Raw genomic sequence first — 19,247 nt, forward strand, 5'->3', positions numbered from 1 at the left:
TCACCGTTCTGTCAGCGGCGGGCGTTGAGCCGGGCCGCCTGGCGCGTCAGATGGTCGCGCTCGGCCAGATTGGGCGCCTTCTGGGCCGCCTCCGCGTACAGCCGTGCCGCCGTGGCCAGGTCGCCGTCGCGTTCGTGGAGGTAGGCCGCGACCGCGGTGTGGCGGGGCAGGGAGTCGTCCAGCTCGGCGAGCGCCGCGAGCCCGGCGCGCGGTCCGTCCGCCTCCCCGACGGCCACCGCGCGGTTGAGGCGGACGACGGGGCTGTCGGTCAGGCCCATGAGCTCGTCGTACCACTCGACGATCTGCACCCAGTCGGTCTCCTCGGCGCGGGGCGCGTCGGCATGGAGTGCCGCGATGGCGGCCTGGGCCTGGAACTCGCCCAGCCGGTCGCGGGCGAGGGCAGCCTGGAGGATCTCGACGCCCTCAGCGATGGCCTTGGTGTCCCACCGGCTCCGGTCCTGTTCGGCGAGCGGGACCAGGCTGCCGTCGGGCGCGGTGCGGGCTTCGCGGCGGGCGTGGTGGAGCAGCATGAGGGCCAGCAGCCCCGCCACCTCGGGGTGGTCGATCACGGCCGCGAGCTGCCGGGTCAGCCGGATGGCCTCGGCGGCGAGGTCGATGTCACCGGAGTAGCCCTCGTTGAAGACCAGGTACAGGACGCGCAGCACCGTGGCGACGTCGCCGGGCTGGTCGAACCGTACGCCCGAGACGGTGCGCTTGGCCCGGCTGATGCGCTGCGCCATGGTCGCCTCGGGCACCAGGTAGGCCTGGGCGATCTGGCGGGTGGTCAGACCGCCGACGGCGCGCAGCGTGAGCGCGACGGCGGACGAGGGCGTCAGTGAGGGGTGCGCGCAGAGGAAGTACAGCTGGAGCGTGTCGTCCACCGCGGGCGCGGGGCCGGGCACCGGCTCCTCCTCCACCAGGTCCTCACGCCGGCGCCGGGCGGTGTCCGCCCGGGTCGCGTCGAGGAACTTGCGCCAGGCCACGGTGACCAGCCAGCCCTTCGCATCCCGCGGCGGGTCGGCCGGCCAGACGCGGACCGCCTCGACGAGCGCGTCCTGGACGGCGTCTTCGGCCGCCGCGAAGTCTGCTCCGCGGCGGACGAGGATCCCGAGCACGCTCGGCGTGAGGCTTCTGAGCAGTGCCTCGTCCATCAATGGCAGTCCGCGACGTTGGACGGCGCGGCCAGGAACGGGCGCACCTCCAGCCACTCGTGGATCGGCTTGCCGCCCGCCCCGGGGGCGGCCGACAGCTCCCCGGCCAGCTCGACGGCGCGCTCATAGGTGTCGACGTCGATCACCATCCAGCCGGCGATGAGGTCCTTGGTCTCGGCGAAGGGGCCGTCGGTGACCGGCGGGCGCCCCTCGCCGTCGTAACGGACCCAGGCCCCCTCCGGGGCCAGCGCCTGCCCGTCGACGAACTCGCCGGTCTTCTCCAGCCGGTCCGCGAAGTCCCGCATGTACTGCACGTGGGCCGAGATCTCCTCCGGCGTCCACTGGTCCATCGGTACGTCGTTCACCGCAGCCGGGGCGCCGCGGTAGTGCTTCAGAAGCAGGTACTTGGCCATGGTGTGTCTCCTGGGTGCTGGTGCGACCCATTGTGGTCGCGTTCACCACGGGGACGGAGCCACTCACGGGTTCTCGACATTACCGGCGGAATTTTTTTCGGTCTCTTCGCCGGAGACGGCACAAGGCCCGGACACCGCGTGCCGGTGCGATGTCCGGGCGGGCCTGCGGGAGGTTGGCGTCAGCCGCCGCTGAGGCGGGAGCGCAACAGTTCCTTTCCCAGTTCCGCGCCCTTGCGGCTGTCCGCCTGGGCCTTGCGGAACAGGTCCGCGACCTCGGTGTCCTTGCCGCGTTCCGCGTCCTGGATGTACGTCTCCAGGCGCAGCGCGTTGTTGAGGCACGCCTCCACGTACCAGATCAGGTTGTAGTCCTTGTCCGCCGTACCGGTCACGCCGCCGGTCTCGGCACTGGTGGCCATGCGGGCCCCCTTCCTCGGTCGGGCCGGGGCCCGATCGGCCCCGTCTGTCGTTGCGCGCCGGGTACCCGCCCTGACCGCGACCAGTCAGCCCGGGGGTCATGTCCCATGGGGACATCACAGGTGGACCGTGGAGTACGTGTGGCCCCTCGGCGGACCGCCGGCAGTGCAAGCCACGCCAGACCCGCGACGCGCTCGCCACGGCCGCCCTGGACGTGATCCTTGAGCGGGGCCTGGGAGAGATCACCGAGCGCGAGAACGGTGACCGCATCAACGCCCTGAGAACCCGGCCTGGCATCTGCGCCCGGCTGTCGTGGTCGACGGCGCCTACGCAGCCGTCTGAACCATCGTCAACTCACCGATGCAGTACGGCAATTCAGACAGTTAACGCAGAAGTGAACAGAGAGCGGGCAGATTCGGAGCGAAGTACCCGTCGACCGTGCGAGAGCGGTCGATGACGGTGTGTACTGTGCTGCGAGCGCCTCACGAGGGGTCCTCGCACCCACCCCTACCCACTCCTCTGGATAGCGATTCGATGATCGAACTACCGGACCTGGCCGTCGGCGGTCTGGCCGTCGGCACACTGTCCGCGCTCGCCCTCGGCGGCGGGCTGCTGCGGTCGCGGCGGCAACGGGCCGTGCAGCGCGACGAGATCGCCGCACTGCGTGCCCATCTCGACGGCGTGGTGCAGACGTTCGCGGCCGAGGTCGAGCATCTCGCGGCGAAGCGTGTTCCCGCCGCCGCCCGCCAGCTGGCGCATCCGCATGTCGCGGTGCCGGGTCCGCTCCAGCTCCGGGCGGCCGGTTCCTCGCTCGGCGTCGCGATGGAGAACGTCCTGAGCCAGCTGCGCGTCGAGCTGACGGCGCAGCACCTGCGCGTCGACGCCGCCGCCCAGGCCGGGATGCGCGGGGCGACCCGGGAGATCCAGGCCGCGCTGTACCGGCTCCAGGACGCGCTGCGCGGTCTGCAACAGCAGTACGACGACCCAGAGTTGGCGCAGACGCTGTTCGAACTGGACCACGAGAACGAGCAGTCGCTGCGGCGCGCGCAGGTCGCCGCGGTGGTTTGCGGGGCCTGGGTGGGGCTGGCCCGTGAGGAGTCCCACTTGGTGGACGCGGTGACCGGCGGCCAGGCCCGGCTCGCGGGCTACCACCGGGTCCGGGTCCACAACCACCTCGAGACCGGCACCGCCCTGGTCTCGCACGCCGTCGAACCGGTCGCGATCATCGTCGCCGAGCTGCTGGACAACGCGCTCAGGCACTCCGCGCCGGACACGGACGTCGTCGTCAACCTGGAAAACGTGCACCACGGCGTCTGCGTCACCGTCGACGACGCGGGCCTCGGTATGACGCAGGACGAACGGGCCCGCGCCCAGCGCATGGTGGCCGGTTCCGAGCCGATCCTGCTCACCGACCTCGGCGATCCGCCGCGCATGGGCCTCGCCGCGATCGGCCAGCTGACCCGGCAGTTCGACCTGACCGTGGACCTGTCCTCGCCCTCCCCCTACGGCGGCGTCCGAGCGGTCCTGCGCGTCGACAGCCACCTGCTGACCCGGATCGACCCCGCCGAACAGCCCCCGGCCGCCAGCGCCCCGCGCCCCACGCGCCGGACGCAGGACGACGAGCGGGCGCCCAGCACCTCACACGACTACGTACCCGAACCGGAGACCCACGGCCCGCAGCCCACCGCCGACGGTCTGCCCCAGCGCCGCCGCCGCACCAGAGCGGCCGCCGCCGAGACCGCCGTACCCGAAGAGCCGCCGCCCGCGCGGCGTCCCGAAGAGGCCGCCGCCGCGCTCGGCGCGCTCCAGGCCGCCACCGCCGCCGCACGCTCCGAGAGCGCCGAGCACGACACCGAACGCGACGACCACCAAGGGGGAACGGACCGATGACCGGCCGCGAAGCAGGAGACACGGCGTGGGTACTGGAACCGATCCTTGAGGTGCCGCATGTCGTGGCCGCCGTGCTGCTCACCCGGGACGGGCTTGTCACCGGGTACACGGACGCGCTCTCCCAGCCGTCGGCCGAGCGGGTGGCCGCCATCACCAGCACCGTGCAGGGGGCCTGCCGTACCGCCGCGGCGGCGTTCGCCGACCGGGAGCGGGCCGAGGTGCGGCAGGTCGTCATCGAGTCCGACCACGGGTACGTGCTGATCGTGCCGACCGACCACGGCACCTGTGTGGCCGCCTACGGCAACGGCGAGGTACGCCTTGACCTGCTCGCCCACCGGGTGCACTCCCAGGTGGCGCGGCTCGGCGAGAAGGCGATGGCCGCCGCGGCCCGAGGAACCGACGGCGACGCTCCGGCATGACCGCCCGCCCGGGCGGCCGTCCCCTGGTCCCCGCGTATCTGTCGACCGGCGGCGTGGCCCGGCCCAGCCGCCCCCACCTGGAGCGGCTCTCGGTCCTCACCGGCAGCGGCGAACCCGCACCGGCCGGCCTGCCCGCCGCCGAACTCGCCCTGCTGGACGCCCTGCACGACGGCTCGCTGACGGTGGTGGAGGCCGCAGCCCTGCTGCGGCTGCCGGTCTCCGCCGTACGAGTCCTGGCCGGGGCGCTCCTCGACCGGAACCTGATCCTCGCCCGCGCCCCGATCCCACCCGCCGAACGCTTCGACCCCGACCTGCTGAAGAGAGTGGCCGATGGCCTTCGCGCCCTCAAGCACGACCAGTGACATCCACCTGCCCGACACCGCCCGCGACCTGGTGAAGATCCTGGTCACGGGCCCCTTCGGGGTGGGCAAGACCACGCTGATCGACTCCGTCTCCGAGATCCGGCCGCTGCACACCGAGGAGCGGCTCAGCGAGGCGTCCGCCCCGGTGGACGACCTGGCCGGGGTCCGGGACAAGTCGACGACCACCGTCGCCATCGACTTCGGCCGGATCAGCCTGAACGACGGAATCGTGCTCTACCTCTTCGGCACACCCGGCCAGGAACGGTTCCGTTCCCTGTGGGACGACATCGCCTACGGGGCGCTCGGCGCGCTGGTGCTGGTCGACAGCCGCCGGATCGACGCCTCCTTCGACGTGCTCGGCCTGGTCGAGGAGAGCGGGCTGCCGTACGCCGTCGCCTTCAACGCCTTCCCGGACGCGCCGAGCCACTACACCGAAGCGCAGTTGCGCGCCGCGCTGGACCTGGAGGCGGGCACGCCGATGGTGACCTGCGACGCGCGCGACCCGCGCTCCTCCATCGACGCGCTGCTCGCGCTGGTCCAGCATCTGATCGACCGCCACCCTCCGGAGACCCGGTGACCACCTACCCCGCCGCCCAGCAGACCTTCTCCCGCTCCGCGCCCGTGCGGCTGTGGGAGGACGGCTTCGCGCTGGACCCCTATCGCTACTACGAGGATCTGCGCGCCCAAGGCCCGGTCGGCTGGGCCGAGTTGGCGCCGGGCGTGCCCGCGTACGTCGTCACCGACCGGCGGGCCGCGCTGGATCTGCTGCACGACACGGAGACCTTCTCGCACGACCCGCGGCCGTGGGAGACGACGGTCGCCGACGACTCGCCGGTGCTCGGCATGATGCGCTGGCGGCCCAACACCCTGTTCGCAGACGGCGCTGATCACGTCCGCTACCGGACCACCCTGATCGACACCTTCGACCGGGTCGAACCGCACGATCTGCGGGCCCGGGTGCACCGCTCGGTACGGCTGTTGGTCGGGCGGATCGGGCCGAAGGGCGAGGCGGATCTGGTGGGCGACTTCGCCCGGCCGCTGATGGCGCTGGTGTTCAACAACCTGTTCGGGCTGCCCGACAGCCAGAGCGACCGGCTGAACGCGGCGCTGGGCAAGATGATGGAGGGCGGCGCCGAAGCGGCCGAGGGCGAGGCGGAGTTCGGCGGCTATGTGCTGGAGCTGATCGCCGCCAAGGCCGAGCGGCGCGGCGAGGACCTGCCTAGCTGGCTGCTCGACCATCCAGCGGGGCTCACCCCGGAGGAGGTCACCTGGCAGGTCTTCCTCACGCTCGGCGCGGGACACGAACCGACCGCGAACCTCGTCTCCAACGCGCTCTCCCGCATCCTCGGCAACCCCTCTTACTACTCGACCCTCACCAGCGGCGCCCGCCCGGTGATGGACGCGGTGGTGGAGGTGCTGCACCACGAGACGCCGCTGGCGAACTACGGCATCCACTACGCCCGCCGGCCCGTGACCTTCCACGGGGCGTGGATCAGGGCCGCGGTCCCGGTCGTCATCTCCTACGGCGCCCTCGCGCACGCCGCCGAGCAGGACCACGGAGGCCACCGGCACCCCGGTGACGCCTCGCACCTGTCCTGGTCAGCGGGCCCGCACGCCTGCCCGGTCAAGCAGCACACGCTGCTCATCGCGACCGAGGCGATCGAGCGGCTCACCCAGTGGCTGCCCGATCTCGAACCCGTCCTGCCGCGCGAGCGTCTGACCTGGCGGCCGGGCCCGTTCCACCGCTCACTGACCTCCCTGCCCGTGCGATTCAGCCCCCGCTCCCCCGATCTGCCTGGAGGCCCGTCGTGACCGTGACCGACCGCACCGAACGCTTCGCCCTCGACCCGTTCGGTTCCGACATCGCCGCCGAGTCCGCCCGGCTGCGCGCCCTCGGCCCGATCGTCCCCGTCGACCTGCCCGGCGGGATCCCGGCCTGGGCACCCACCGGCTACGACACCCTCAAAGGACTGATCCTCGATCCGCGGGTCAGCAAGGACCCCCGCAAACACTGGAGGCTGTGGCCGGAGATCGGCGAACACCCCTCCTGGGGCTGGATCCTGGGCTGGGTCGGCGTGGTCAACATGCTCTCCACCTACGGCCCCGACCACACGAGGCTGCGCAAGCTGGTGGCGCCCAGCTTCACCCAGCGGCGCACGGAGGCGATGCGGACTCGGGTGGAGGCGATCACCAGTGAGCTGCTGGACAAGGTGGCCGCGGCCGACGACGGTGTCGTGGACATCAAGGCGGCCCTCGCCCACCCCCTCCCCCTGCGCTTCATCTGCGAACTGTTCGGCGTGCCTGATGAGTTGGTGGCCGACACCACCCGGCTGATCGCGGCCATCATGGACACCTCGGACCCCTCACCCGAGCACGCGGCGTTCGTGCAGCAGCAGATCGGCACGGTGCTGCCTGCGCTGATCGCTCACCGCAGCGAGCACCCCGGGGACGATTTGACGACCGAGCTGATCCGGGTGCGCGACTCGGACGGCGACCGGCTCAGCGACGAGGAGCTGCTGTACACGCTGCTGCTGGTGATCGGCGCCGGGTTCGAGACGACGGTGAACCTCATCGGCAACGCGGTCGTCGCGCTGCTCGGCCACCCCGAGCAGCTGGCCGCCGTGCGCTCCGGGGAAATCGGCTGGGACGCGGTCGTCGACGAGACCCTGCGGGTCCACCCCTCGATCGCCTCGCTGCCGCTGCGGTTCGCGGTGACCGACATCGAGGTCGGGGGCGTCACGATCCCGGCCGGGGACGCCATCATCACGACGTACGCCGCCGCGGGCCTGGATCCTGCGCACTACGGCCCGGACGCGGACGCCTTCGACGCGGCGCGTGGAGCGGACGACCACATGGCGTTCGGCATCGGCGTGCACCGCTGCATCGGCGCCCCGCTGGCCCGTGTGGAGGCGATGACGGCCCTGCCGGCCCTGTTCGACCGGTTCCCCGGCATGCGGCTCGCGGTCGACGCGGACGAACTGCGGCAGGTGCCGTCGTTCATCGCCTTCGGCTGGCAGGAGATCCCGGTGCTGCTGGGCGACTGACCCGGAGACAGTCGCGCGAGGGCCGACCGGTCCCCCGTTCCGGTCGCGCCCCCGCGGCTCGTCGAACTTACGTCTCCGGCAGGGTGCTTGTGAACCGTGTCGATGCCCGCTGCACGGGGCGCGGGGCTCACCTGTGCACAAGTGAGTCCGGTTCGCCCCGCTTCACCCCGTGCAGGGTGGGCGGATCGAGGTCGCCGGCCGCCAGATGAGCGAGCACGACCTCGTACAGGTCGCCGCCGCCGACGAGGAGCTGGCGTTCGAGGACCGGTTCCGCGGCGCGGACGTGCTCGCGCACGGTCTGCGCGTGCACGCCCAGCGTCTGCGCGGCCCGCTCGGCATTGCCCCCGGCCGCGATCCAGGTGCGCAAAGTGCGGCGCAGATCGCGGGCGTCGGCGTCCAGGCGGGCCAGCAGGTCGTGCGCCCAGACGCGCATCGCGGGTCCGGTGAGCAGGTCGGCGGGTACGGGGGCCTGAACGTCCGGGCTGTGCTCCAGGCTCTCCTGGGTGTTGAGCGCGAGATGGACGACGGCACGGGCGGTGAGGTCCGAGAAATCGATCCCCAGCAGAGCCTCCGCGCGTTCCATCCGGGCGCGGACGGTGTTGCGGCTGACGCCGAGGACCTTGGCGGCGCTGACAGCGGTGAACTCCAGGCCCAGCCGGGTGGTGGCGAGCAGTTCGGCGCGGGTGTGGTGGGGCAGGCCGTCGAGGGGGCGCAGCACCCGGGCCGTCCAGCCGTGCAGCGCGGCGGGGTCCATCAGGCGCTCTGGGTGGGTGCGTTCGGCGTACACCGCCGCCTGGTCGGGGCGGAAGTGCGCCACGGCTAGGGCGCTGACGGCCTGCCCGTAGGCGGTGGCGGTGCGGGCCAGGCTGTGCCGGGCGCTGCCGCCGAGGAAGACGCGGGGGCGGCGGCCGATCAGCGAGCGCAGGACGCCGGCCTCGGTCTCCCGGGGCGTCACGACGATCACGTGCCCGTCCATGGCGGGGCAGCGCACGACCAGGGCCTGCTCCCGCGTCGCGTCCAGGCACTCCTCGGCGAGCCGGTCGCGTTCCTCGGGGTGGCTCTCGACGACGTAGACGCAGGCGGTGTCCGTGTCGAGCAGCCCGGGCCACAGTCCCGCGGCGACGCGGCGTGCGGCGACGGTGTCCTCCACCATCAGCAGTTGCAGGATCGCCAGTCTCAGGTCGGACGTGGCGCGTTCGAGGCGGCGTACGGACGCGGTCGACTCTCGGGCCTTGAGCAGCAGTTCGAGGATCTGGACGGTGTGCGAGACGATGTCGGAGGCGCGTCGGTCGAACGGTTGCGCACGGGACACGGTCAGGACGCCCGCCGCCGACGCCACGCGGACGAGCCGCAGATGGCGGCCCTGCCCCTCCCAGGCGGCGGAGGCGATCCGGCCGGCCACGATGTCCCCGAGCAGGTCTTCGAAGGGCCCGTTGTCCAGGGAGGTTCCCGCGAGGACGGTGCCGGTGTCGTCGAGCAGACAGGCCGTACCGGCCACCGCGTTCGCGAGCCAGGCGACGACCTGCCGGACTTTCTGCCCGCCCGGCCTCAGCAGATCGAGCAACTCCCGCTCCCAGGCCCGCTCGTCGGCAGCCCTCACCTCCGCACGACGGATCCCGTCCTCTCGGCCAGCCACGTTCGGCCTTCCCTCACCCTTCGTCCCGTTCTCGACGTACCGGTTCGGGACGTTACCTCACACTCGCCCGACCGGCCGCCGGCGTTCACAGCGAGGACGGGTTCCCCTGCCGGAGCGGTTCAGGCGCCTCGGGTACGCAGGTGCAGGTGGCCGTCGGCGGGGGACGCGGGTGGCGCCGCCGGGAGCAGGTCGGTCAGGGCCGGGCGGGCAGAGCCCACGGCGCCGCGCCCCGGCCACGCGCCGCGGTCTTCAGGTGTACGGCGGGCCCCATCAGGCGGCCCGCGCTCGCAGAGCCGCCACGGACCAGTGGATCACGGGGGTGTGGGGCACCGGCGGCGGCCAGTCGTTGATCACCGCGAGCAGCTCGAAGTACCGGTCGCGGCGCGGGTCGTCGGCGCGCTCCAGGTGGTGGAGCAGCAGGCGGTGCAGCTCGTGGTCGTCGGGGCGGGCGAGGGTGCGGGCGCTGTGGGCGGCGAGAGCCGCGACGGCGGGGTCGGCTTCCGGGGAGCCGGGATCGATCCCGGCCGCGAGGGCCGCTCCCACGTGGATGTGCGCGAGCGCGACGACGTCCGGGAGCGGTGGGGAGGACGCTCGGCGGGCGTGCTCCTCGGCCAGGCGCCGTACCGCGTCCCGGAAGTCGGGGTCGAGGGAGAGTTCCGCCAGTCCGACCCAGGCGTCTGCCTGGGCCTGCGTGGGGTCGTCGGGGAGTTCGGGGGTCATCGAACGCCGGATCGCGGAGGGGACCGGGCCCTCGTCGAGGTCCGCGAAGACGGAGTCGAGGAACTCGTCGACCAAGCGACGGCGTTCGGCCGTGGTGAGGCGGGCGAGCTGGTGCATCCGTCGGATCTCCTCGGGGGTGGTGGGGGTGCGTGCGGCCACATTCGTCAGGACCGCGCGTCTCAGACGCAGCACGCCGATCTGTACGTCCAGGGCGGCTGCGTGCCGGGCGGCGACTTCCTCCAGGGGCAGCTCCCGGTCGAGGATCCGCCGGATCGTGTCGAGGCCGAGGCCGAGTTCGCGCAGGGTGCGCACGAAGGAGAGGCGGGCCACGGCGTCGGGGGCGTAGCGGCGGTAGCCGGCGGGTGTGCGTTCGGCGGGGGTGATGACCCCGCGGTCGGAGTAGAGCCGGACCGTCTTGACGGTCAGGCCGGTGCGGCGGGCCAGTTCGCCGATCGGGAGGGTGTCGCCGTTCATGCCGTCAGTCTCGGGTCTCCCCCGGCGGGAGACTCAAGTCGGGGCCGTGGACGGCCTGCCCTGCGCGTGCGAAGCCGGTGCAGGGCATACGCTCGGCGAATGGCGAAGTACTTCGATGTGCACCCCGACAATCCCCAGCCGCGTGTCGTCTCCCAGGTCGCCGACAGCGTCCGTGCCGATGCGCTCATCGCGTATCCGACGGACTCCTGTTATGCCCTGGGCTGCCGGCTGGGCAGCCGTGACGGGGTGGAACGGATCCGGTCCATCCGCCGTCTCGACGACCGGCACCACTTCACCCTGGTGTGCCAGGACTTCGCGCAGCTCGGACAGTTCGTCCAGATCGACAACAACGTCTTCCGCGCGATCAAGGCCTCCACGCCGGGCAGTTACACCTTCATCCTGCCCGCGACGCGCGAGGTGCCCCGCATGCTCCAGCACCCGAAGAAGAAGACGGTCGGTGTGCGCATCCCCGACCATGTCGTGACCCAGGCGCTCCTCGCCGAGCTGGGCGAGCCGCTGCTGTCCAGCACGCTGCTGCTGCCCGACGAGGACGAACCGATGACGCAGGGCTGGGAGATCAAGGACCGCCTGGACCATGTGCTGGACGCCGTGGTCGACTCCGGGGAGTGCGGTACCGAGCCCACGACGGTGATCGACTTCTCCGGCGGCGAGGCCGAGATCGTGCGGCACGGAGCCGGGGACACCTCGCGCTTCGAGTAGGGCGGGGGCGGCGCGGGGGCTTGCGGCGGCGCGTGTCACGATGACCGTGACCTGGCCTTCCCAGGGTCAGGCCGTCGCCGACTCCCCCAGCAGAGAGGCACGACCCCTACATGACCGTCGTACAGGGAACCGCCGTCGACATCGTCACTGAGGACGGCACCGCCGACGCCTATCTGGCCCACCCCGGTGACGGAGCGGCCCATCCCGCGGTCCTGCTCTACATGGACGCCTTCGGGCTGCGGCCGCGGCTGCGGGCCATGGCCGACCGGATCGCCGAGGCCGGGCACACGGTCCTGGTGCCGAACGTGTTCTACCGTCACGGGCGCACGCCGGTGGTCGAGTTGCCCGAGTTCATCGATCCGTCGGCCCGTCCGGAGATCTTCGAGCAGCTCGGGCCGATCATGCAGTCCCTCACGCCCGAGTTGGCGATGCGGGACGCCGATGCATATCTGCGCTGGCTGGACGGCAGTTCGCTGGTCGCCGACGGTCCGGTCGCGCTGACCGGCTACTGCATGGGCGCCCGGCTGGCCCTGCTGACCGCGGGCACCTATCCGGAGCGGGTCGCGGCGGTGGCCGGGTTCCACGGTGGGCGGCTGGCCACCGAGGACCCGGACAGCCCGCACCTGGTGGCCGAACACATCACCGCCGAGCTGTACTTCGGCCACGCCGACCAGGACCCCGCGCTGCCCGTGGAGCAGATCGAGCGGCTGGAGCACGCGCTGACGGCGGCGGGCGTCCGCCACCGCTGCGAGGTCTACCCGGGAGCCCACCACGGCTTCACCCAGGCCGACACCGCCGCCTATAACCAAGAGGCGGACGAACGGCACTGGGCGGAGCTGCTGGATCTGTTGAAGCGCACGTTCCGCCCCCTGTTCGGCGCCCGGCGGCCACGGCCTTCTAGGGTGCGGCCATGACATCGCAGGCCTACCTCTCCGAACTGTTCTCCCTCGACGGCCGTGTCGCCCTGGTGACCGGCGGCAGCTCCGGCATCGGGCGCGCCATCGCCGGGGCCCTCGCCCGGGCGGGCGCGAGCGTGGTGGTCGTCGCCCGCAAGGAGGGGGAACTGGCCGAGACGGTCGAGGAGTTGACGGCCGACGGCTGCCGGGCCGCCTGGGTGAGCGCCGATCTGGGTACGCGCGACGGGGTGCGCGCGGGGGCGGAGGCGGCGGCCGCGGTGTTCGGGGAGCCCGACATCCTCGTCAACTCCGCCGGGATCAATCTGCGGCCCCCGATGGCCGAGTTGGACGAGGACGTGTGGGACACGACGATGGCCGTGAACCTGGAGGCGCCCTATCTGCTGGGCCGGCGGTTCGGGCCCGGGATGGCCGAGCGCGGCTTCGGGCGGATCATCCACATCACGTCCCAGCAGGCGCACCGGGCCTTCGTGCAGAGCGGCGCCTACGGCGTCTCCAAGGGGGCGCTGGAGTCGCTGGCCCGGTCACAGGCCGAGGCCTGGTCGCCGTACGGCGTCACCTGCAACACGCTGGTGCCGGGGTTCGTGATGACGCCGCTCAACCAACGGCTGTCGTCCGACCCCGAGAAGGTGGCGGCGCTCGCCGCCCGCACGATGGTCGGGCGCAACGGCCTGGCCGAGGACTTCGCGGGGGCGGCGGTCTTCCTCGCGAGCCGCGCCTCCGCGTATGTCACCGGCCAGGCCCTGTTCGTGGACGGAGGCTTCTCCGTCCACTGAGCCGTTCACCGGCCGGTCAGGCGCCGACGTACTCCGCCAGGTGCTCACCGGTGAGCGTCGGGCGGGCGTCGACCAGGTCGGCGGGCGTGCCCTCGAAGACGATCTTGCCGCCGTCGTGTCCGGCGCCGGGGCCCAGGTCGATGATCCAGTCGGCGTGGGCCATGACGGCCTGGTGGTGCTCGATGACGATGACCGACTTGCCGGAGTCCACCAGCCGGTCGAGCAGGCCGAGGAGTTGCTCGACGTCGGCGAGGTGCAGGCCCGTGGTCGGCTCGTCCAGGATGTAGACGCCGCCCTTGTCGGCCATGTGCGTGGCGAGCTTGAGCCGCTGCCGCTCACCGCCGGACAGCGTGGTGAGCGGCTGGCCGAGGGTGAGGTAGCCGAGGCCGACATCGGCGAGGCGGCTGAGGATGGCGTGCGCGGCCGGCGTGCGGGCGTCGCCGGAGCCGAAGAACTCCTCCGCCTCGGCCACCGACATCCCGAGCACCTCGCTGATGTCTCGGCCGCCGAGGTGGTACTCCAGCACAGAGGCCTGGAACCGCTTGCCCTCGCAGTCCTCACAGGGGGTCGCGACGCTCTGCATGATCGCCAGGTCGGTGTAGATGACCCCGGCGCCGTTGCAGGTGGGACAGGCGCCCTCGGAGTTGGCGCTGAACAGGGCGGGCTTGACGCCATTGGCCTTGGCGAAGGCCTTGCGGATCGGCTCGAGCAGTCCGGTGTAGGTCGCCGGGTTGCTGCGCCGGGAGCCGCGGATCGGGCTCTGGTCGACTGACACCACGCCCTCGGCTGCGGGGATGGAACCGTGCAGCAGCGAGCTCTTGCCGGAGCCCGCGACGCCGGTGACGACGGTCAGCACGCCGAGCGGGATGTCGACGTCGACGTCCTGGAGGTTGTTCGCCGTCGCGCCGCGGATCTCCAGGGCCCCGGTGGACTTGCGGACCGTGTCCTTCAGGACGGCCCGGTCGTCGAGGTGGCGGCCGGTGACGGTGCCGGAGGCGCGCAGGTCGTCGAGGGTGCCCTCGAAGCAGACGGTGCCGCCCGCCGTACCGGCGCCGGGGCCGAGGTCGACGACGTGGTCGGCGATCGCGATGGCCTCGGGCTTGTGCTCCACGACAAGGACGGTGTTGCCCTTGTCCCGCAGCCGGATCAGCAGGTTGTTCATCCGCTGGATGTCATGGGGGTGCAGACCGATGGTGGGCTCGTCGAAGACGTAGGTGACATCGGTGAGCGAGGAGCCGAGGTGGCGAATCATCTTGACGCGCTGGGCCTCACCGCCGGACAGGGTGCCCGAGGGCCGGTCGAGGGCGAGATAGCCGAGGCCGATCTCCACGAACGAGTCGAGGGTCTGCTGCAGGGCGGCGAGCAGCGGCGCGACCGACGGCTCCTTGAGGGTGCGGACCCATTCGGCGAGGTCGCGGATCTCCATGGCGCAGGCGTCGGCGATGCTGATCTTATTGATCTTCGAGGACCTGGCGCCCTCGCTGAGCCGGGTGCCGTCGCACTCGGGGCAGACGGTGAAGGTGACGGCCCGTTCCACGAAGGCGCGGATGTGCGGCTGCATCGCCTCCTTGTCCTTGGACAGGAAGGACTTCTGGATCTTCGGGATGAGGCCTTCGTACGTGAGGTTGATGCCGTTGACCTTCACCTTGGTCGGCTCGCCGTAGAGGAAGTCGTGCATCTCCTTCTTGGTGAACCGGCGGATCGGCTTGTGCGGGTCGAGGAAGCCGGACTGGGCGTAGAGCCCCACGGTCCACTGGCTGTCCGACTTCCAGCCGGGGATGGTGAAGGCGCCCTCGGCAAGTGACTTGGAGTCGTCGTAGAGCTGGGTGAGGTCGATGTCGGAGACCTTGCCCCGGCCCTCGCAGCGGGTGCACATGCCGCCGGTGCGCTCGAAGGTCGCCTTCTCGGCCTTGGTCTTGTCGCCGCGCTGCACGGTGATCGCGCCGCTCGCCTTCACGGAGGCGGTGTTGAAGGAGTAGGCGCTGGGCGGGCCGATGTGCGGCTTGCCGAGGCGGCTGAAGAGGATGCGCAGCATGGCGTTGGCGTCGGTGGCGGTGCCGACCGTGGAGCGCGGGTCGGCGCCCATGCGCTGCTGGTCGACGCTGATCACGGTGGTCAGACCGTCGAGTACGTCGACCTCGGGGCGTGCCAGGTTCGCCATGAAGCCCTGCACGAAGGCGGGGTAGGTCTCGTTGATCAGCCGCTGCGACTCGGCGGCGATCGTGTCGAACACCAGGGAGCTCTTGCCCGAGCCGGACACTCCGGTGAACACCGTCAGCCGGCGCTTGGGGATCTCGATGCTGACGTCCTTGAGGTTGTTCTCGCGGGCGCCGTGCACACGGATCATGTCGTGGCTGTCGGCAATGTGCGGCGCAGGCGACTGCGTGTGCGTCCTGGTGGCCCTGCTCATCGTTTCTCCCCGTCTCATCGGCTGTCGCCCGGCTGGATCTGACCGGCTTCGAACAGTACGTGAGGTTCTACTTGATCACCTCGGTTACCGGCCGGATCAGCGCTTCTCCTGGATCCGGATCAGATTCCCGGAAGGGTCGCGGAAGGCGCAGTCGCGGACGCCGTAGGGCTGGTCGGTCGGTTCCTGGACGACCTCGGCGTCGGTGGCCTGGAGCCGGTCGAAGGTGGCGTCCAGATCGGGGGTGGCCAACAGGACGAAGCCGTAGGTGCCCTGGTCCATCATGTCGAGGATGGTGCGGCGCTCCTCGTCGGTGACGGCGGGGTCGGCGGCGGGCGGCGTCAGCACGATCGAGGTGTCGGGCTGGCCGACGGGGCCGACGGTGATCCAGCGCATCTCGCCGTATCCGACGTCCCCCCGGACCTCGAAGCCGAGGATGTCGCGGTAGAAGGCCAGGGAGGCCTCCGGGTCGTTGTGCGCAAGGAAGCCGGCGTTGATGGTGATGTCCATGCCCGTCACGCTAGCCACGGGCCGGGAGGGCGCGCTTCTCCGATCCTGACCGGTCCGGTCACGGCGTGACGGGGCGCTCGAAGAAGGTCTGCAGGACGACGGTTGCCTGGGTGCCGCTGACGCCGTCGATCGCGTAGAGACGGCGCAGCACGTCCTGGAGTTGCTCGGTGGTCGCGGTCCTGACCTTCACCAGGACCGAGGCGCTGCCCGCGATGACATGCGCTTCCTGGATCTCCGGGATGGCCGCGAACCGGTCGCCGGAGTCGCCGACCCACTTCGCCGATTCCACCATCACGAAGGCGAGCACACCCTGCCCGATCGCCGCCGGATCGACCTCGACGGCGGTCCTGCGGATGACGCCCCGCTCGCGCAGCTTGCGCACGCGTTCATGGGTGGCTCCCGCGGACAGTCCGACGGCCTGCCCCAGTGCCGCGTACGACTGCGCCGCGTCCTGCTGGAGGAGGACGAGCAACTGACGATCGACATCGTCCACCGACTCTCCTTCGGGGAATTGCTTGAACTACCGAATGTCATTCTGCATAGTTTGGATTCTGCACACCAGTATTCGACAAGAAGTGAGGGCGGCGGCATGGTCGGCGAGCGACCGCAGTTGTACGAGATCTTCGATGAACGCTTCCGCACGGGCCGCTGCCACGCGGGCGATTCGAAACTGGAGACCCTCTATGAGGGCTGCCGCTGGGCCGAGGGTCCCCTCTATGTCCCGGCCGGCCGGTATCTGCTGTGGAGCGACATCCCCAACGACCGGCTGCTGCGCTGGGACGAGACCACCGGGAAGGTCGGCGTCTTCCGCTCCCCCGCCGGTTACCCGAACGGCAACACCCTGGACAACGAGGGCCGCCTGATCACCTGCGAGCAGGGCAACCGCCGCGTGACCCGCACCGAGCACGACGGCACGGTCACCGTGCTCGCCGACCGCTTCCAGGGCAAGCGGTTCAACAGCCCCAACGACGCCGCCGTACGCTCCGACGGCTCGATCTGGTTCTCCGACCCCGACTTCGGGATCACCAGCGACTACGAGGGCAATCGCGCCGAGAGCGAGATCGGCGCCCGCAACGTCTACCGCCTGGACCCCGCGAGCGGCGAAGTCCGGCTGGTCGCCGACGGTTTCGTCGGCCCCAACGGACTGGTCTTCTCCCTCGACGAGCGGCGGCTGTTCGTCTCGGACAGCCGGGCCAACCACATCCGCGTCTTCGACGTCCACGACGACGGCACCCTCTCCGGCGGCGACATCTTCGCCGAGTGCAAGATCGGCAACTTCGACAACATCCGCTTCGACGACACCGGCCGGCTCTGGGCCGCGGCCATGGACGGCGGCGTGCACTGCTACGACCCGGACGGCACCCTGCTCGGCCGGCTGCTGATCCCCGACGTCGTCGCCAACATCCGCTTCGGCGGCGCCCGCCGCAACCGTATGTTCATCGCCGCCGACACCGCCCTGTACTCCCTCGTCATGTCGGTCACCGGCACCCCCGCACTGCCGACCGCGCTCCGGAAGGACCAGCCGTGACCGTGCAGCAGGACATAGCCCGGGACCTCCAGGTGACCGCGTCCTTCGACGTGACGCGGGAGATCGAGCGCCGAGTGGCCTTCCTCGCCGACCGGTTGACGTCCACGGGCCTGCGCTCGCTGGTGCTCGGCATCAGCGGCGGCGTGGACTCCCTGACGGCGGGGCGGCTGTGTCAGCTCGCGGTGGAGCGGGTGCGTGCGTCCGGCCGGGAGGCGACGTTCTTCGCGATGCGACTGCCGTACGGCGTCCAGGCCGACGAGAAGGACGCGCGGCTGGCGTTGGAGTTCATCCGCCCCGACCAGGTGCTGACCGTCGATGTGCGGCCCGCGAGCGACGCCGCCCTGGAGGCGCTGCTGGTCGGCGGCACCGTCTTCGCCGACGCGCACAGCCAGGACTTCGCCCTGGGCAACATCAAGGCCCGCCAGCGCATGATCGCCCAGTACGCGGTGGCCGGCGCACACGGCGGCCTGGTCGTCGGCACCGACCATGCCGCCGAGGCGGTCTCCGGGTTCTTCACCAAGTTCGGCGACGGCGCGGCGGACGTGGTCCCGCTGACCGGTCTCACCAAACGGCGGGTACGGGCCGTGGCGGAGGCCCTCGGCGCACCCTCCGAACTGGTCTGGAAGACCCCGACGGCGGACCTGGAGTCCCTCGCCCCGGGCCGGCCGGACGAGGAGGCCCTCGGTGTCGCCTACGACGACATCGACGACCTCCTCGAAGGCAAGCCGGTCGACGAGGCGGCCCTGGCCACCATCGTCCACCGCTACCGGCTCACCGAACACAAGCGGCAACTGCCGATCGCGCCCTGATCAGGCAGGCAGCGTCAGCAGGACCAGTCCCATCCCGAGGATGACCAACCCGCCCCAGGACGCCACCGGAAGCCGCTCACCGAGAACGGCGACGCCAAGGACCGCCGCCACCGCGGGCTCGCCCAGGGTCAGCGACGTGGCCACCGACGCGGAGGTGCGGCGCAGTCCGTACCCGAACATGCGGTACGCCAAGTAGACGGTGAACAAGGCGAGATACCCGGCCACCGCCGCACCCCGGGCGGTGGCGAGCCAGTGCATGTCGACGGAGAGCAGGAGCGGCAGCACGAGCAGTCCGGCGGCGCCGAACAGCACGCCCATCACCGCGTCCGAGGAGTGTCCTCGGCCGATGAGCCGGCCGCCGATCAGCGCGTAGACGGCGTACGACAGTCCGGCCGCCAAGGCGAGCAGGACACCCGTGGCATCGATCGGCGTGGAGTGTCCGGTGAGCCCGGGGCCCATCACCAGGAGGGTGCAGCCCAGGACGGTGGCCGCGGTGGCGCCGGTCCAGCGTGCGGTCGGCCGGGCCTGTCCGGTGATCCAGGCGAGCAGCCCGGCGAGGACCGGGGCACTGCCCAGCGCGATCACCGTGGCGACGGCCACACCGGTGCGCGCCACCGCCGGATAGAAGGTCACCGGGTACCCGGCCACCGCCAGCGCGCCGAGGACCAGCAGCCACCGCTCACGGCGCGTGCAGGCGGCCGGCAGCGAGCGGGCGTTGCGGGAGGTGAGGAACAGCAGGATGCCGCCGAGGGTGAGCCCGGCGCAGCCGATGGCGGCCGCCGGGGCACCGGCCGGCGCCAGGGAGCTCGCGGTTCCGGTCGTGCCCCACAGCACGGCCGAGGTCAGGATGGGCGCGGGCCCGCCGAGGAAACCGGAACGGGAGGCGCGCTGGCCTTGGGCGGCCGGGCGCGCAGAAGTCAGGGGAGAAGTACGGTTCGGCACTGTCGTGGTCTTCCGTCGTCGAATGCGTCTGGGACTCGATTCGAAACGGGCGCACGACACGAACCCCTGACCGCCCTGAGGGCCGGTCGGGGCCGGAGATCAAAAAGCCGTCGCTGTC

20 protein-coding genes are annotated in these 19,247 nt (G+C 71.5%); 11 read left to right on the top strand and 9 right to left on the bottom strand.

The features are described from left to right. Positions 1 to 11 precede the first annotated feature (11 nt). The 3 genes from OHT76_RS02200 to OHT76_RS02210 form a co-directional block, all read right to left on the bottom strand. Positions 12 to 1,151 (bottom strand): RNA polymerase sigma factor, encoded by a 1,140-nt coding sequence (locus tag OHT76_RS02200; protein WP_328868987.1) that lies wholly within the window; start codon positions 1,149 to 1,151, stop codon positions 12 to 14. Then, positions 1,151 to 1,564 carry a YciI family protein gene (locus tag OHT76_RS02205; protein ID WP_328868988.1) on the bottom strand — a complete coding sequence of 138 codons (414 nt, stop codon included), beginning with the start codon at positions 1,562 to 1,564 and terminating at the stop codon, positions 1,151 to 1,153. Before OHT76_RS02205 ends, OHT76_RS02200 begins: the two co-directional genes overlap by 1 nt. Positions 1,565 to 1,743: 179 nt before the next feature. Continuing rightward, positions 1,744 to 1,980, bottom strand: coding sequence for a hypothetical protein (locus OHT76_RS02210; RefSeq protein ID WP_328868989.1), 237 nt, complete (start codon positions 1,978 to 1,980; stop codon positions 1,744 to 1,746). A gap of 532 nt (positions 1,981 to 2,512) precedes the next feature. Between OHT76_RS02210 and OHT76_RS02215 the strand changes: the two genes are divergently transcribed. From OHT76_RS02215 to OHT76_RS02240, 6 genes are read left to right on the top strand one after another with little or no spacing between them, the layout of a single operon-like run. Continuing rightward, positions 2,513 to 3,868: an ATP-binding protein gene (locus OHT76_RS02215; RefSeq protein ID WP_328868990.1), complete on the top strand. Its 1,356-nt coding sequence runs from the start codon at positions 2,513 to 2,515 to the stop codon at positions 3,866 to 3,868. Next, the gene (locus tag OHT76_RS02220) at positions 3,865 to 4,287 is read left to right on the top strand and encodes a roadblock/LC7 domain-containing protein (RefSeq protein WP_328868991.1); all 423 of its coding nucleotides are present in this window, start codon (positions 3,865 to 3,867) and stop codon (positions 4,285 to 4,287) included. Before OHT76_RS02215 ends, OHT76_RS02220 begins: the two co-directional genes overlap by 4 nt. Further along, positions 4,284 to 4,649, top strand: coding sequence for a DUF742 domain-containing protein (locus OHT76_RS02225; RefSeq protein ID WP_328868992.1), 366 nt, complete (start codon positions 4,284 to 4,286; stop codon positions 4,647 to 4,649). Before OHT76_RS02220 ends, OHT76_RS02225 begins: the two co-directional genes overlap by 4 nt. Beyond that, a complete protein-coding gene (locus OHT76_RS02230; RefSeq protein WP_328868993.1) occupies positions 4,618 to 5,226 on the top strand; it encodes a GTP-binding protein in 609 nt (202 codons plus the stop codon). The genes OHT76_RS02225 and OHT76_RS02230 overlap by 32 nt, the downstream gene beginning before the upstream one ends. Continuing rightward, the gene (locus OHT76_RS02235; protein WP_328868994.1) at positions 5,223 to 6,461 is read left to right on the top strand and encodes a cytochrome P450; all 1,239 of its coding nucleotides are present in this window, start codon (positions 5,223 to 5,225) and stop codon (positions 6,459 to 6,461) included. The genes OHT76_RS02230 and OHT76_RS02235 overlap by 4 nt, the downstream gene beginning before the upstream one ends. After that, a complete protein-coding gene (locus tag OHT76_RS02240) occupies positions 6,458 to 7,693 on the top strand; it encodes a cytochrome P450 family protein (protein ID WP_328868995.1) in 1,236 nt (411 codons plus the stop codon). Before OHT76_RS02235 ends, OHT76_RS02240 begins: the two co-directional genes overlap by 4 nt. A gap of 127 nt (positions 7,694 to 7,820) precedes the next feature. Here the strand turns inward: OHT76_RS02240 and OHT76_RS02245 are convergent, their stop codons facing one another. Both OHT76_RS02245 and OHT76_RS02250 read right to left on the bottom strand, forming a co-directional pair. Then, positions 7,821 to 9,329: a PucR family transcriptional regulator gene (locus tag OHT76_RS02245; protein ID WP_328868996.1), complete on the bottom strand. Its 1,509-nt coding sequence runs from the start codon at positions 9,327 to 9,329 to the stop codon at positions 7,821 to 7,823. 270 nt (positions 9,330 to 9,599) lie between these two features. After that, positions 9,600 to 10,523 carry a MerR family transcriptional regulator gene (locus OHT76_RS02250; RefSeq protein ID WP_328868997.1) on the bottom strand — a complete coding sequence of 308 codons (924 nt, stop codon included), beginning with the start codon at positions 10,521 to 10,523 and terminating at the stop codon, positions 9,600 to 9,602. A gap of 99 nt (positions 10,524 to 10,622) precedes the next feature. Between OHT76_RS02250 and OHT76_RS02255 the strand changes: the two genes are divergently transcribed. The 3 genes from OHT76_RS02255 (at position 10,623) to OHT76_RS02265 (ending at position 12,933) form a co-directional block, all read left to right on the top strand. Beyond that, positions 10,623 to 11,243, top strand: coding sequence for an L-threonylcarbamoyladenylate synthase (locus OHT76_RS02255; protein ID WP_328868998.1), 621 nt, complete (start codon positions 10,623 to 10,625; stop codon positions 11,241 to 11,243). A gap of 110 nt (positions 11,244 to 11,353) precedes the next feature. Continuing rightward, a complete protein-coding gene (locus OHT76_RS02260) occupies positions 11,354 to 12,157 on the top strand; it encodes a dienelactone hydrolase family protein (RefSeq protein ID WP_328868999.1) in 804 nt (267 codons plus the stop codon). After that, positions 12,154 to 12,933 (top strand): SDR family NAD(P)-dependent oxidoreductase, encoded by a 780-nt coding sequence (locus tag OHT76_RS02265; RefSeq protein ID WP_328869000.1) that lies wholly within the window; start codon positions 12,154 to 12,156, stop codon positions 12,931 to 12,933. Before OHT76_RS02260 ends, OHT76_RS02265 begins: the two co-directional genes overlap by 4 nt. A 16-nt stretch (positions 12,934 to 12,949) precedes the next feature. Here the strand turns inward: OHT76_RS02265 and OHT76_RS02270 are convergent, their stop codons facing one another. The 3 genes from OHT76_RS02270 to OHT76_RS02280 form a co-directional block, all read right to left on the bottom strand. After that, positions 12,950 to 15,343, bottom strand: a complete 2,394-nt coding sequence (locus OHT76_RS02270) for an excinuclease ABC subunit UvrA (protein ID WP_328869001.1) — start codon at positions 15,341 to 15,343, stop codon at positions 12,950 to 12,952. A 96-nt stretch (positions 15,344 to 15,439) separates the two neighbouring features. Beyond that, the gene (locus OHT76_RS02275) at positions 15,440 to 15,850 is read right to left on the bottom strand and encodes a VOC family protein (RefSeq protein ID WP_328869002.1); all 411 of its coding nucleotides are present in this window, start codon (positions 15,848 to 15,850) and stop codon (positions 15,440 to 15,442) included. 58 nt (positions 15,851 to 15,908) lie between these two features. Next, positions 15,909 to 16,343 (bottom strand): Lrp/AsnC family transcriptional regulator, encoded by a 435-nt coding sequence (locus tag OHT76_RS02280; protein ID WP_328869003.1) that lies wholly within the window; start codon positions 16,341 to 16,343, stop codon positions 15,909 to 15,911. A 96-nt stretch (positions 16,344 to 16,439) separates the two neighbouring features. Between OHT76_RS02280 and OHT76_RS02285 the strand changes: the two genes are divergently transcribed. Both OHT76_RS02285 and nadE read left to right on the top strand, forming a co-directional pair. Next, a complete protein-coding gene (locus OHT76_RS02285; RefSeq protein WP_328869004.1) occupies positions 16,440 to 17,378 on the top strand; it encodes an SMP-30/gluconolactonase/LRE family protein in 939 nt (312 codons plus the stop codon). Further along, positions 17,375 to 18,187, top strand: coding sequence for an ammonia-dependent NAD(+) synthetase (gene nadE / locus OHT76_RS02290; RefSeq protein WP_328869005.1), 813 nt, complete (start codon positions 17,375 to 17,377; stop codon positions 18,185 to 18,187). The genes OHT76_RS02285 and nadE overlap by 4 nt, the downstream gene beginning before the upstream one ends. On the opposite strand, the gene OHT76_RS02295 is transcribed toward nadE, so the two are convergent. Then, positions 18,188 to 19,129, bottom strand: a complete 942-nt coding sequence (locus OHT76_RS02295) for a DMT family transporter (protein ID WP_328869006.1) — start codon at positions 19,127 to 19,129, stop codon at positions 18,188 to 18,190. It lies immediately after the preceding gene. Positions 19,130 to 19,247: the final 118 nt, after the last annotated feature.

Source organism: Streptomyces sp. NBC_00287, from assembly GCF_036173105.1.
GTDB lineage: Bacteria > Actinomycetota > Actinomycetes > Streptomycetales > Streptomycetaceae > Streptomyces.

Excerpts from the sequence above, each read along its gene's own strand:
- OHT76_RS02200 (WP_328868987.1), bottom strand. The coding sequence starts at position 1,151 with ATGGACGAGGCACTGCTCAGAAGCCTCACGCCGAGCGTGCTCGGGATC.
- OHT76_RS02205 (WP_328868988.1), bottom strand. The coding sequence starts at position 1,564 with ATGGCCAAGTACCTGCTTCTGAAGCACTACCGCGGCGCCCCGGCTGCG.
- OHT76_RS02210 (WP_328868989.1), bottom strand. The coding sequence starts at position 1,980 with ATGGCCACCAGTGCCGAGACCGGCGGCGTGACCGGTACGGCGGACAAG.
- OHT76_RS02215 (WP_328868990.1), top strand. The coding sequence starts at position 2,513 with ATGATCGAACTACCGGACCTGGCCGTCGGCGGTCTGGCCGTCGGCACA.
- OHT76_RS02220 (WP_328868991.1), top strand. The coding sequence starts at position 3,865 with ATGACCGGCCGCGAAGCAGGAGACACGGCGTGGGTACTGGAACCGATC.
- OHT76_RS02225 (WP_328868992.1), top strand. The coding sequence starts at position 4,284 with ATGACCGCCCGCCCGGGCGGCCGTCCCCTGGTCCCCGCGTATCTGTCG.
- OHT76_RS02230 (WP_328868993.1), top strand. The coding sequence starts at position 4,618 with ATGGCCTTCGCGCCCTCAAGCACGACCAGTGACATCCACCTGCCCGAC.
- OHT76_RS02250 (WP_328868997.1), bottom strand. The coding sequence starts at position 10,523 with ATGAACGGCGACACCCTCCCGATCGGCGAACTGGCCCGCCGCACCGGC.
- OHT76_RS02255 (WP_328868998.1), top strand. The coding sequence starts at position 10,623 with ATGGCGAAGTACTTCGATGTGCACCCCGACAATCCCCAGCCGCGTGTC.
- OHT76_RS02260 (WP_328868999.1), top strand. The coding sequence starts at position 11,354 with ATGACCGTCGTACAGGGAACCGCCGTCGACATCGTCACTGAGGACGGC.
- OHT76_RS02265 (WP_328869000.1), top strand. The coding sequence starts at position 12,154 with ATGACATCGCAGGCCTACCTCTCCGAACTGTTCTCCCTCGACGGCCGT.
- OHT76_RS02270 (WP_328869001.1), bottom strand. The coding sequence starts at position 15,343 with ATGAGCAGGGCCACCAGGACGCACACGCAGTCGCCTGCGCCGCACATT.
- OHT76_RS02275 (WP_328869002.1), bottom strand. The coding sequence starts at position 15,850 with ATGGACATCACCATCAACGCCGGCTTCCTTGCGCACAACGACCCGGAG.
- OHT76_RS02285 (WP_328869004.1), top strand. The coding sequence starts at position 16,440 with ATGGTCGGCGAGCGACCGCAGTTGTACGAGATCTTCGATGAACGCTTC.